A 13050-nucleotide genomic window follows, 5' to 3' on the forward strand; every position below is an offset into this window, starting at 1 on the left:
CGGCAGCACCATCCGGCAACCACGTATCTTTCCCCGTAGGCCGGATAAGCGACAGCGCCATCCGGCAACCACGTAACTTTCCCGTAGGCCGGATAAGCGACAGCGCCATCCGGCAACCACGTAACTTTCCCGTAGGCCGGATAAGCGACAGCGCCATCCGGCATCACAGGCTTAGAACGTTTCCCAGTTATCCCCGGCATCCGTTACCGCGGCTTTGCGCGGCTGGACCGTTGAAACCGGTTTTGCTGTCGCAACATCGCGAGCACGCTGTTGGTCATGCTGAATACGGAACACGGCAACGGCCTGAGTCAGGCGGCTGGCCTGCTCTTCCAGCGCCGCAGCGGCGGCGGCGGATTCTTCCACCAGCGAGGCGTTCTGCTGCGTCACGCGATCCATCTCGGCAACGGCCAGACCAACCTGGTCAATACCGCGGCTCTGTTCATCAGAAGCAGAGGCGATTTCACCCATGATATCGGTCACGCGGGTTACCGCATTGACGATCTCATCCATGGTTTCACCGGCGCTTTCTACCAGCGTTGAACCAACATCCACGCGGCTGACCGAGTCTTCAATCAGGCTCTTAATCTCGCGCGCGGCCTGCGCACTACGCTGGGCCAGGTTACGCACTTCACCCGCAACCACCGCAAATCCACGGCCCTGCTCGCCTGCACGTGCTGCTTCTACCGCGGCATTGAGTGCCAGAATGTTAGTCTGGAAGGCAATGCCGTCGATGACGCTGATAATGTCGGCGATTTTCTGCGAACTGGACGCGATGTCACGCATGGTTTGCACCACGTTATCCACCACTTTGCCGCCTTTCTGCGCGGTTTCAGAAGCACTCAGCGCCAGATGGCTGGCCTGACGCGCGTTTTCGGCGTTCTGCTTCACGGTCGCCGTCAGCTGTTCCATGCTGGCCGCAGTTTCTTCCAGGGAAGCCGCCTGCTGCTCGGTACGGGAGGAGAGATCGTTGTTGCCCATCGCAATCTCGCTGGCACCGCTGTAAATCGCGTTGGCACCGTTACGCACGTCACCCACGGTATTCATCAGCTCACCCTGCATGTGACGCAGGCTTTCCGCCAGTTGCCCAATCTCGTTGGACCCTTCCACTTCAATACGTTTCACCAGATCACCGCTGGCGATATGACGAATGCTGTCGATCAGACGGTTCATTGGGGAGATAAGGGTCAGCTTGATACCAAACCACACCGCAATAATCGCCGCCAGTACGGTAATCAGCACGCAGATCAGCACCCACATCGCCTGGCTGTAAGAGCTGTTGTTATCTTCCACCGCGATGTCATACAGGCGATCATTCTGCTGCATGTAACTCATGTACTGCTTCTCAAAGCCATCCTGATAGCTCTGCGTCGGTTGATCAAAGAATGCGTTGATCTTCCCGTCACCCAGTAACTGGATCAGCTCCGCCAGCGCACCATGATAGATGTCATAGGTGCGGTTGATCTCCTGGAAAGCGGCTTCGCTTTGGCGCGGATCGCGCGGGAGCGACTCGTAGATCGCCCAGTTTTTTTCCGTCAGCTTCAGCGCCGTACTCGCCACCTGCATCAGCTCGGCAACGGTCGCGCCGCTACCGATATTGCTCTGATCCATCATGTAGCGAATGCCTGCCCGGTTCAGGGTGTTACGCGTTTGCAGCAGCTCAACCCAGGTGGCGTTCAGCGCAGACTGTTGCTGGCGAATGGTTTGCAGAACGGTAAAGTTCTCTTTGTCATTCTTAAGTGAGTTAAAAAACAAGCCGCCCGAGGCGAGCTGTAAAAGGCCAAATAGCGCCAATACCAGCAGTAAGCTGGTAACAATCTTCATTCGTTTTAACATGTTTTCTCTTTCCGCTAGACAGATACTCTGGTTTTCGGCCTGGAAAGAGAAAACTTTATGGTGCCAGCAATTGCCACAAAATTATCGTTTTCACATTAAATACCGTTCCCTATGACAAATTACGCAAAAAATTAGTCGTTCCATTACGTCTTAGGTGTAGGATTCCGTTTTTTGAAGGAAAGGATGCTTCTATGTTAAATCGCGATTTTGATCACCTATCCACCCTCGCACACCACTTTTTTGAACGTGAAGATATTCGCCAAAAGCTCAATATCATCGATCAGTACAACATCTCCGGTTGGGAAGTCTGGATGCAGATAGAATTTGCCAATCTGCTGGCTTCGACGGGTCATGAATGGTGGCGTGAGCAAACTCTTGCTTGCGATCTCCGGAAAAATCCACAGCGTTTGTCTGTACGTGCAGATTTCTTGTTGCGGAAAAAAGGCTGGACGCAGGATAGCTACATTGCGCTTGAACTCAAACAGAACCAGGATCCGACAAGCTGCGTCAGAAATATGATTGCTGATTTGGTTAAAAGCGCAAAAATCAAACGTTCGGAATTAGAGCTGCGTAGCTTCTGGACGCTGGGGGTAACGCCCCGCATAGATAAAGAGCGTCTCGATGAACTCATTGACTACTATCTGGATGAAAAATATTACCTGACTAAATCACGTAAGAAACATGTGTTGCTCAGAGACATCGAACATACGCCTTACTGTTATATCGTAATCTGAGTCTCCCAGTGAGGTGCTTTGTCAGTGGGAAAACACGGCATGTAGGCAGGCAAACGCTATAATGCCGTGATCTCAATCACATAAATTTCCCCGTTCTCCCCGCAGTTTACCGCTCACTGACACTTGGGACCGCTTAAGCTGACATACAACCGCTCACTTATTTACCTTACTTTACGCGCGTAATTCTCTGGCAAGATCCCCCCAACATAGCAGTCAAATAACCTCCTCAAACACAAGATCAAACCCACGCGGCTTCGGCCAATTATTAATAGGTACCCTAGATAATTCGAGTTGTAAGAAGGCGGCAAATGAGGGAATCCTCAGGAGCTTACAAAAGTAAGTGACTGGGGTGAGCGAATGAAGCCAACGCACATACAACTTGAAGTATAACGGGTAAAAAACCAGGTTTTACTATGGATACGAAAAAGATATTCAAGCACATACCCTGGGTGATTCTCGGAATCATCGGTGCATTCTGCCTCTCGGTAGTGGCATTACGTCGGGGTGAACACATTAGTGCCCTGTGGATCGTGGTCGCCTCAGTTTCTGTTTATCTGGTGGCCTATCGTTACTACAGCCTGTACATCGCCCAAAAGGTGATGAAACTTGACCCAACGCGTGCCACGCCGGCGGTCATCAACAATGACGGTCTGAACTACGTTCCAACCAACCGTAACGTCTTGTTTGGTCACCACTTTGCCGCTATCGCAGGTGCAGGTCCGCTGGTTGGGCCGGTACTGGCCGCGCAGATGGGCTACCTGCCCGGTACGCTGTGGCTGCTGGCAGGCGTCGTGCTGGCCGGTGCGGTACAGGACTTCATGGTGCTGTTTATCTCTTCCCGCCGTAACGGCGCATCTCTGGGTGAGATGATCAAAGAAGAGATGGGCCCGATCCCGGGAACCATTGCGCTGTTCGGCTGCTTCTTAATAATGATCATCATCCTCGCAGTACTGGCGTTGATCGTAGTGAAAGCGCTGGCAGAAAGCCCGTGGGGTGTGTTCACCGTCTGCTCAACCGTACCTATCGCGTTGTTCATGGGGATCTACATGCGATTCCTGCGACCGGGACGCGTGGGCGAAGTGTCGGTGATTGGTATTGTGCTGCTGGTAGCTTCTATCTACTTCGGCGGCGTGATTGCGCACGACCCGTATTGGGGCCCGGCGCTGACCTTTAAAGACACCACCATTACCTTTACCCTGATCGGCTACGCATTTATCTCTGCGCTGCTGCCGGTATGGCTGATCCTCGCCCCGCGCGACTATCTGGCTACCTTCCTGAAAATCGGCGTTATCGTCGGTCTGGCGGTGGGGATTGTTATCCTCAACCCGGAACTGAAAATGCCAGCGATGACCCAGTACGTTGATGGTACCGGTCCGCTGTGGAAAGGCGCTCTGTTCCCGTTCCTGTTCATCACCATCGCGTGTGGTGCGGTATCTGGCTTCCACGCGCTGATTGCTTCCGGTACCACACCGAAGCTGCTGGCCTGTGAAACCGATGCGCGCTTTATCGGTTACGGCGCGATGCTGATGGAATCCTTCGTCGCAATTATGGCGCTGGTTGCCGCGTCTATCATCGAACCAGGTCTGTACTTCGCGATGAACACCCCGCCTGCGGGCCTTGGCATCACCATGCCGAACCTGCATGAAATGAGCGGCGAAAACGCACCGCTGATTATGGCGCAGTTGAAAGACGTCACCGCACATGCGGCAGCGACCGTCAGCTCCTGGGGCTTCGTCATTTCGCCTGAGCAGATCCTGCAAACCGCGAAAGACATCGGTGAACCGTCCGTTCTGAACCGAGCAGGTGGCGCACCGACGCTGGCCGTTGGTATCGCTCACGTATTCCACAAAGTGCTGCCGATGGCTGATATGGGCTTCTGGTACCACTTCGGTATTCTGTTTGAAGCGCTGTTCATCCTGACCGCACTGGATGCCGGTACCCGTTCTGGCCGCTTTATGCTGCAGGATTTACTGGGTAACTTCGTGCCGTTCCTGAAGAAAACCGATTCTCTGGTTGCGGGTATCATCGGTACTGCGGGCTGCGTAGGCCTGTGGGGTTACCTGCTGTATCAAGGCGTTGTTGACCCGCTGGGCGGCGTTAAGAGCCTGTGGCCGCTGTTCGGTATCTCTAACCAGATGCTGGCTGCCGTGGCACTGGTTCTCGGCACCGTGGTACTGGTTAAAATGCAGCGCACCAAATACATCTGGGTTACCGTTGTTCCGGCAGTATGGCTGCTTATCTGCACCACATGGGCGCTGGGTCTGAAACTGTTCAGCACCAACCCGCAGATGGAAGGCTTCTTCTTCATGGCGAATCAGTACAAAGAGAAGATTGCTAACGGCGGCGAACTGACCGCTCAGCAGATTGCCAACATGAACCACATCGTCGTCAACAACTACACCAACGCAGGTCTGAGTATTCTGTTCCTGGTGGTGGTGTACAGCATCATTTTCTACGGGTTCCGTACCTGGCAGAAAGCCCGCGCCATCAACGGTCGCTCTGATAAAGAGACGCCGTATGTACCGGTGCCGGAAGGCGGCGTGAAGACCTCTTCACACCACTAACCTGAAGCCGGGTGGCGCACTGCGCTCCCGGCCTACAAAGTAAAGTTAACGTAGGCCGGATCAGGCGCAAGCCGCCATCCGGCTTTATTCATTAACAGGGCGTTCCATGTTTGGTACTTTAGGTCAGGCAAAAAAATATCTCGGTCAGGCGGCGAAAATGCTGATTGGTATTCCGGACTACGACAACTACGTCGAGCACATGAAGACCAACCATCCCGATAAGCCGTACATGACCTACGAAGAATTCTTCCGCGAGCGCCAGGAAGCCCGCTACGGTAGCGGCGGAAGCAGTTGCTGTTAGAAGGAGAAGTGAATGACCCCGATTGCAGTTACCCTACTCACCGGTTTTCTTGGCGCGGGTAAAACCACCCTGCTGCGCCATATTCTCAACGAGCAGCACGGTTACAAGATTGCCGTTATCGAAAACGAATTCGGCGAAGTCTCGGTGGACGATCAGCTGATTGGCGATCGCGCCACGCAGATCAAAACCCTGACCAACGGCTGCATTTGCTGTACCCGCTCCAGTGAGCTGGAAGACGCACTGTTAGACCTGCTCGATAACCTCGACAAAGGCGCCATCAATTTCGACCGTCTGGTGATCGAATGCACCGGCATGGCCGATCCCGGCCCGATCATCCAGACCTTTTTCTCCCATGAAGTGATTTGCGAACGCTACCTGCTGGACGGCGTAATTGCGCTGGTTGACGCGGTACATGCCGACGAGCAGATGAACCAGTTCACCATCGCCCAGTCGCAGGTCGGCTACGCCGACCGGATCCTGCTGACCAAAACCGACGTCGCGGGTGAAAGCGAAAAACTGCGTGAGCGCCTGTCGCGCATCAACGCCCGTGCGCCGATTTACACCGTGACGCATGGCGATATCGACCTCGCGCAATTGTTCGACACCAACGGTTTTATGCTGGAAGAGAACGTGGTCAGCGCCAAACCGCGCTTCCACTTTATCGCCGACAAGCAAAACGATATCTCCTCGATCGTCGTCGCGCTGGATTACCCGGTAAACATCAGCGACGTGTCGCGAGTGATGGAAAACCTGCTGCTGGAATCCGCCGAGAAGCTGCTGCGCTACAAAGGTATGCTGTGGATTGAAGGCGAGCCAAACCGCCTGCTGTTCCAGGGCGTCCAGCGCCTGTACAGCGCCGACTGGGACCGCCCGTGGGGCGACGAACAACCACACAGCCTGCTGGTGTTTATCGGCATTAATTTGCCGGAAGACGAGATCAGAGCGGCATTTGCGGGATTGAAGAAGTAATCTCCTGCTGAATTGCCCGGTGGCGCTACGCTTACCGGGCCTACTAATGGCACTTTCCCGTAGGCCGGATCAGGCGCGGCCGCCATCCGGCACTTGCCCCCACTCATTCGGTAATCACAAACCGCGTCGCGACAAAGCAGTTCAACACCCGGTGTACCAGGAATACCATGGTCAGCGTTGCCACCAGCGCGACGGTGACGGAGGTGATGCGGTACAGATCGCTGAACACCAGGTCCTGATCCGGGTGCAGGTTCTGACCAAACATAATGCCGATAGTAGTGATACTGGCAAAACCCACGCCCGCCCCGACTTTTTCCATTACGTGCAGGCGGGCGCTGAACGCCAGCCCGAGGCCAATCAGCGGCATCATCAGCAGCATATGGTTGCTGAAATCATAGATAAGCAGCTGCACCAGCAGAATATACAGGCAGGCCAGCACCACGCCGACCACGCGCCAAATCGAGCTGATCACCGCGCCGCGGTAGTGCATCGGAAACAGGATCAAAATGCCGGCCATCAGCGCCGACAGCGAATCACTCAAATCGCAGATCTGGAAGACCACAAAAATCATCGTTGCCACCGTACCGGAAAGCAGCGACTCGTGGCGAACCCGGGCGGCATCTTTCTCAATGCGCGGCGGTGGCTGGCGGGGTTCCACGTCCGGGATCAGATAATGCAGCAGCGCGCTCAGCGCCACCGCCATGACGCAGGCTTCCATATTGGAGAACATCAGCGTATGCCAGTTGGTGGTGGGATAGCTCATAAAGTTGAGCATCGTACTCTGGCACACCACGCCCATCGAACCGAGCAGAAACAGCGGTCCTTTGCTCATAAAACGAAAACGCATCACATACAGGCCGAACACCACCAGCGTCATAATCAGCGGCCACTGTGAGAAATAGCCGACGATCAGCACCATTTCGACACAGTTCACCGCCGCGCTGAACACGAACTGTGTTGCCACATGGCGGTTGAACACCGGCACCAGCGACAGCAGCATCAGCGGATAAACCACAAAAAATACGCCGTACTGCACGTTGTAGAATGTCGAGATACTCAGCGCGATTGTCCCGGCAACGGAGATACGCAGGGTCTGGCGAAAATCATTGGCGGTGTAGACAATGTTCCCGTGCGGCGTAAAGACGTGGGCCAGCGTGTTAATAGACATAATGCAGCCAGCTAACGAGATGGATCTGCGCTCCGGCAAAGGTGCGGGCGAACATCCCCTCGCTGTTATACAGCTGTACCGTGGCGCGCGCCCCGGTCGGTAACGGCGTGTCGAGCGGTTCGTTTAGCGCGACGTGAATACGCATACGCTGGGCATCGCGCACCCAGCGGGTAGACTGTTCCGGTTGCGACAACTGGCCGTTAACCTGCTCCTGACCTGCCAGAATACCGGCATCGCTGCTGGTGACGCGGGCAGAGAAGACCTTGCCCGGCATGGCATCGAACACCACGGCGGCATCGGTATTTACCCGAGTGTGGCGCAGGCTTTTCTCGCGAAAGTCGGCCACGATATCGGTCTGATGGCTGACCAGCGCCAGTAGCGGCGTGGCGGCGGTGGCGTAAAGTCCGGGGCTAAGCTGGAGGTTACTCACCGTACCGTCGGTCTGGGCATATACTTTGCTCCAGCCGAGGTTCAGTTGCGCCTCTTCCAGCGCGTTACAGTATTTTTGCAGCGTCACGTTACGCTTGTCATCGCGCTCGCCGCGCTGGATCAGCAGGTTCTGAATACTGGCATTCAGCGCCGCCACCGACTGCTCGCTGGTCTGCCAGGCGGTACGCACCTTGTCGAGATCGGATTGCGACACGTTCTGCATGGCGCTCAGGCGCTGATAGCGATCAAGGGTGGTCTTATCGTTATGGGCGTTGAATTGCGCGGTGCGCAGGTTGGCGCGCGCGGAAGCTATCTGCGCATCCAGCTGTTGATTGCTCAGCTTCGCCTGCTCAAGGGCGATTTGCGCAGCCTCGACCTTATTGATAAACGGCGTCGGATCCAGTTCGTACAGCAAATCGCCCTTCTTCACCTGGCTATTATTGTGTACATGCACCTGCGAGACGTAGCCGGAAACGCGTGAGGAAACGGGCGTTACCACACGCATCACCGTGGAGTCCGGCGTCAGCGGGATCCAGATATCGGCAACGATAAACCAGGCGAATATTACCAGGAAAGCGGCAATACTCACCCTTACCCAACGGGCAAATTTTTGTTCTGGGGTCATCATATTTTTTAGTGTTGATTGTCTTCTTCGCGGATTGTCCGCAAATTGCAGGCGAGTTGATTTAAGGTCGCGCTGAAGGAGGCAAGTTCCGCTTCAGGAATGGTGCAGGTGACGCGATGTTGGTATGTCTCTATCACCCGGTTGAGTTCATCCAGCCTTAAGCGGCCTTGCGCGGTCAGCGTTAACAGGCGGATGCGTTTGTCATAAGGCGATGTGGAACGCAGCAGATAGCCCTGCTTTTCCAGCTGCGAGAGGGTGCGCATCAGCGGCGGCAGTTCGATGCCCTGCATTTGTGCCAGTTCACTGACTGAGACGTTGTCTCCCAGTTGATACAGTTGCATCAGTACCGTCCAGCTTGACTGCGTCAGGCCTGTATCGGTGATGGCAGCATCAATAATGGCCCGCCACTGGCGCACCACCATTGCCATGCGCATCCCCATTGGTCGGCGGGCAAACAGTTCATCTTCAGTCATCTTATTTTCCCCTCATCGCTGAAAAGAAAATAATACTTATCATGGTAAGTATCAAGGAACAGACTATCCAGAAGCATGAATTGATAAATATAGTGAATATAAAAGAGGCCGGGACGATAACCCCCCAGCCTCTGTCGATGAAAGAAAATCACTCCACCTGATCGCGTCGCAGCCCGACGTCCCGCAGCCGCTCATCGCTCATCTGTTGCAATACGCGCCGCGTTTGCGCTCGCAGCCGCCACGCCTTGTATGCCCGCCAGATCAGTACAAACCCAATAAACGGCTGTTTTGCTTTATTCTCGTGAAATTCCATACCTTGCCTCCCCGCCTTGCCAGAGGCTTTATCTTCACGGATCTGGCCTAAAACAATACAGACTCACAAAGTACTTTTATTTAACATACAGATTGGTTAAAAAGAGTTCTGCATCGCTTTTTTCACGCCAATCTGTACTGATTTTTTAATCTGTATGGTACCCATGAGGGATACAGCATGACGCGTTACCAACATCTGGCCAATCTGCTGGCCGAACGCATTGAGCAGGGGCTGTATCGCCATGGCGAAAAACTGCCCTCGGTTCGCAGCCTGAGCCAGGAGCACGGGGTCAGCATCAGCACCGTCCAGCAGGCGTATCAGACGCTGGAACAGCGCCAGCTGATCACGCCCCAGCCACGTTCCGGTTATTTTGTCGCGCCACAAAAAGCGCAGCCACCCGTGCCACCGATGTCGCGTCCGGTACAGCGTCCGGTCGAAATCACCCAGTGGGATCAGGTGCTGGATATGCTAAAGGGCAACGCGGACAAATCGATAATTCCGTTTAGCAGCGGCGTGCCCGACATTGATCAACCGAGCCTGAAGCCGTTGTGGCGCGAGCTCAGTCGCGTGGCGCAGCATAATCTGCGCGCGATACTGGGCTACGATGAAATATCCGGATGCCGTGAACTGCGTCAGCAGATTGCACGGCTGATGCTGGACGGCGGTTCAGTGGTCAATGCAGACGATATTGTGATCACCAGCGGCAGTCAGAGCGGAATGTCGCTGGCGCTGCTGACGGTCTGCCAGCCCGGAGATATTGTCGCCGTTGAATCACCGGCCTACTACGGCACGATGCAGCTACTGCGCGGCTTAGGGATCAAGGTGATTGAGATCCCAACCGATCCGGATACCGGGATCAGCATTGAAGCGCTGGAGCTGGCGCTGGATCAGTGGCCGATCAAAGGTGTGCTGCTGGTTCCCAACTGCAACAACCCTCTCGGATTCATTATGCCGGATGCGCGTAAGCGGGCAGTGCTCGCCCTCGCCCAGCGTCACGACATCGTGATTTTTGAAGACGATGTGTATGGCGAACTGGCCACAGAGTATCCGCGCCCGCGCACGATCCACTCCTGGGACAGCGACGGCCGCGTAATACTCTGCAGTTCATTTACCAAATCCGTCGCCCCCGGGCTGCGCGTGGGTTGGGTGGTGCCAGGTCGCTATTACAACAAGCTGCTGCACATGAAGTATGCCGTCATCGGCACTAACGTTCCCGCTACACAGCTGGCAGCGGCTTCCTTTGTTCGCGAAGGGCATTATCATCGGCATATCCGGCGTATGCGCCAGATTTATCAGCGCAATATGGAGATCTACACCTGCTGGGTACGGGAATACTTCCCCTGCGGGATCTGTGTCACCCGACCGAAAGGCGGCTTTATGCTGTGGGTCGAGCTACCGCTCCAGGTCGATATGGTCTGTGTCGCTAAGCAGCTTTGTCGCCTGAAAATCCAGGTTGCGCCGGGTTCGCTGTTCTCCGCATCGGGGAAGTATCGCAACTGTGTGCGCATCAACTGCGCGTTGCCGCCAAACGAGAAGCATCGGGAAGTAATGCAGAAGCTCGGCGAGGCGGTAAAAACGGCAATAGAGTAAACCGGACCACCCGGTGCTCCCGTGCAGGCGATTGCACGGTTTAAGTCATTTCTAATGGCTTACGCCCTGAATATCTTCAACGGAAAGTCGGGTGATTTTTTGTACCGTGCTGATATCGATGCCATCTGCCAGCATGGTGCGGGCAATACGTAGCGCCTCATCACGTCGTCCCTTTATTAGCCCTTCCTGTTTGCCTTCTTTTTTGCCTTCTTGTTTACCTTCCTGCTTACCTTCAAGCCATCCTTTTTGAAATCCTGCCTCATGCAATCTGTCCGCAATCGTCATCAAATGCTCCTTGTGCTGCGGTGAACGTTCGGCAACCCCGCGAATAAACTCACTGAATCGAGGTGCATCGCCAGTTCGTAAAATATAATTAAACAGTGTCTTTATCTGGCTGTCATTAGTCAGTCCGGTAAGTAGCAGGGAAACAATTTGCTCAACCAATCCCATAAGATCGCGTTGACGGATATGTTTTTGGATTAACTCCAGCAGCGCCATACGTCGATGCTGCACAATTTCGTCATCCGGAATAACCGTAATATCCACCAGCGGAAACGCCGCAGCATACAGCTGACGAGCCAGCTTCGGGTTGGCAAACTCATCCAGCCAGCACAGCGAATAAGGGTACGGGCTTTTAGCGCCGTGATAAAACAGCATCGGCACCACCAGCGGCAACTGCTGATGCCCGGCATCTAAATGTTTCTGCATGGCCGCTACCGCATAGCGCATCAGTCTGAATGCCATATGCGCATCCGGTGTGCTTTGGTGTTCAATCACTACATAAATATATCCATCCCCATCCGTCGTTTTCACCGACCACAGCACATCGGAATAGTACGCACGTAAATTCTCTTCGATAAAACTGTCTGACTCGAGTTTAAGCGTCCGAAGATCGCAAAGCTCGCGCAGCGAAGCGGGAAGATGTATTTGTAGGAAATCCCGTGCAGTCTCAGGGTGACGTAAAAATGTTTTAAAAACCGCATCATGCGGTGTTGAAGCGGAAGCTTTGTTCATGGCGATCCTTCACCTGAAAATAAGATGCCATGACTGTAGCGCCGGAAAACCACATCCTCACCTGCAACTTTCTCTCTTTGCGAGGCGATTTCCGGGATAACAACGCCCTTATGTAACGTCTACATTTGTCTGGAACACGTCACGCAGAATCGCCATCTCAATGCGCATTCCCACTTTTTCACCTCCCGGCCTGTGCTATAACAAACCATCACTTTCAGGGAGGACACGATGTGACGCATACCCGAGATATTCCACAATCGTTCTGGCGTGATGAGCAGTTGCCGTGGCTGGAGCTGCGCAGCACCTGGCAGAGCCAGCAGGCCTATAAGCGGCATCACCACTCTCAGCTCTCGATTGGGGCAATTCTCGAGGGGGAAACGTGCTGTCTGTGCGATGGCGAGGAATACCATCTGCAGGTGGGCGATCTGATTGTGATACCGCCGCTGGCACCTCACAGCTGTAATCCTGTGAACGGACAGTTTCGCAGCTATCATATGCTTTATCTTGATGCCCAGTGGTGTCTTGCTAATCTCCCTGCACAGAACACCAATCAGCGGCTTTGCACGCCTGCTCCCGTTATCCGCGATGCGCAATTATTCCAGCGTTATATGCACCTTGTGACGCTCATGCCGCAACGCCAAACCGCGCAAATAACGGATGCCGCACAAGCATTGCTGCACACGCTGCCGTTGCAGTCGGTCACACAAGACAACCTAAGCGCAACCAGCCAGTATCTGCGCGAACGGTTGCAGTCCAGCCTGCTCGCGCCGCCCTCGCTCGATGAGCTGGCACATGAGTGTCATATGCGTAAAGAGACGCTGATCCGTACCTTTAAGCAAGATACCGGGCTGACGCCAGGAAGTTATCTGAACATCATACGGATTGACTATGCTCGCCAGCGGCTACGGGCCGGGGACGAAATTGCCGATGTCGGATACCAGAGCGGGTTTGCCGACCAGAGCCATTTCCATCGCACCTTTGTTCGCTACACCGCCGCCACACCGCGCCAGTACGCGTTGGGACGATCAATATAAGAC

At 54.5% G+C, this 13050-nt stretch carries 12 protein-coding genes; 6 read left to right on the forward strand and 6 right to left on the reverse strand.

The genetic code is table 11. The annotated features are described in order from the left end of the window. Window positions 1-171: 171 nt before the first annotated feature. The gene (tsr, locus tag OGX89_RS03960; RefSeq protein WP_063941063.1) at window positions 172-1833 is read right to left on the reverse strand and encodes a methyl-accepting chemotaxis protein; all 1662 of its coding nucleotides are present in this window, start codon (window positions 1831-1833) and stop codon (window positions 172-174) included. Window positions 1834-2024: 191 nt separating this feature from the next. Here tsr and OGX89_RS03965 point away from each other — a divergent pair, with 191 nt between their 5' ends. From OGX89_RS03965 to yjiA, 4 genes are all read left to right on the forward strand, one after another. After that, the gene (locus tag OGX89_RS03965) at window positions 2025-2567 is read left to right on the forward strand and encodes a hypothetical protein (RefSeq protein WP_003830032.1); all 543 of its coding nucleotides are present in this window, start codon (window positions 2025-2027) and stop codon (window positions 2565-2567) included. A 413-nt stretch (window positions 2568-2980) separates the two neighbouring features. Beyond that, a complete protein-coding gene (btsT, locus tag OGX89_RS03970; RefSeq protein ID WP_003830033.1) occupies window positions 2981-5131 on the forward strand; it encodes a pyruvate/proton symporter BtsT in 2151 nt (716 codons plus the stop codon). Between the two features lie 106 nt (window positions 5132-5237). Further along, window positions 5238-5432, forward strand: a complete 195-nt coding sequence (locus OGX89_RS03975; protein WP_003830038.1) for a YbdD/YjiX family protein — start codon at window positions 5238-5240, stop codon at window positions 5430-5432. A 12-nt stretch (window positions 5433-5444) separates the two neighbouring features. Continuing rightward, a complete protein-coding gene (yjiA, locus tag OGX89_RS03980; RefSeq protein ID WP_126957772.1) occupies window positions 5445-6401 on the forward strand; it encodes a GTPase in 957 nt (318 codons plus the stop codon). A gap of 103 nt (window positions 6402-6504) precedes the next feature. Here the strand turns inward: yjiA and OGX89_RS03985 are convergent, their stop codons facing one another. From OGX89_RS03985 to OGX89_RS04000, 4 genes are all read right to left on the reverse strand, one after another. After that, window positions 6505-7569, reverse strand: a complete 1065-nt coding sequence (locus tag OGX89_RS03985; RefSeq protein WP_126957770.1) for a DUF2955 domain-containing protein — start codon at window positions 7567-7569, stop codon at window positions 6505-6507. After that, window positions 7559-8626, reverse strand: coding sequence for an HlyD family secretion protein (locus tag OGX89_RS03990; RefSeq protein WP_126957768.1), 1068 nt, complete (start codon window positions 8624-8626; stop codon window positions 7559-7561). Before OGX89_RS03990 ends, OGX89_RS03985 begins: the two co-directional genes overlap by 11 nt. Before the next feature lie 5 nt (window positions 8627-8631). Further along, entirely contained in the window at window positions 8632-9096 is a 465-nt protein-coding gene (locus tag OGX89_RS03995) for a MarR family winged helix-turn-helix transcriptional regulator (protein ID WP_126957766.1), read from the reverse strand. A gap of 148 nt (window positions 9097-9244) precedes the next feature. Next, window positions 9245-9409 carry a DUF1127 domain-containing protein gene (locus OGX89_RS04000; protein WP_008786105.1) on the reverse strand — a complete coding sequence of 55 codons (165 nt, stop codon included), beginning with the start codon at window positions 9407-9409 and terminating at the stop codon, window positions 9245-9247. A gap of 177 nt (window positions 9410-9586) precedes the next feature. Here OGX89_RS04000 and OGX89_RS04005 point away from each other — a divergent pair, with 177 nt between their 5' ends. Continuing rightward, window positions 9587-10999, forward strand: a complete 1413-nt coding sequence (locus tag OGX89_RS04005) for an aminotransferase-like domain-containing protein (RefSeq protein WP_080625766.1) — start codon at window positions 9587-9589, stop codon at window positions 10997-10999. A 51-nt stretch (window positions 11000-11050) separates the two neighbouring features. On the opposite strand, the gene OGX89_RS04010 is transcribed toward OGX89_RS04005, so the two are convergent. After that, the gene (locus tag OGX89_RS04010) at window positions 11051-12013 is read right to left on the reverse strand and encodes an Rpn family recombination-promoting nuclease/putative transposase (RefSeq protein ID WP_126957765.1); all 963 of its coding nucleotides are present in this window, start codon (window positions 12011-12013) and stop codon (window positions 11051-11053) included. Between the two features lie 230 nt (window positions 12014-12243). On the opposite strand from OGX89_RS04010, the gene OGX89_RS04015 reads away from it, so the two are divergent. Next, on the forward strand, window positions 12244-13047 hold the full coding sequence (locus OGX89_RS04015) for a helix-turn-helix transcriptional regulator (RefSeq protein ID WP_286559967.1): 804 nt from the start codon (window positions 12244-12246) through the stop codon (window positions 13045-13047). The last annotated feature ends 3 nt before the right edge of the window (window positions 13048-13050 follow it).

Source organism: Citrobacter sp. Cpo103 (genome assembly GCF_030332605.1).
In the GTDB taxonomy this organism is placed as follows: domain Bacteria; phylum Pseudomonadota; class Gammaproteobacteria; order Enterobacterales; family Enterobacteriaceae; genus Citrobacter; species Citrobacter portucalensis.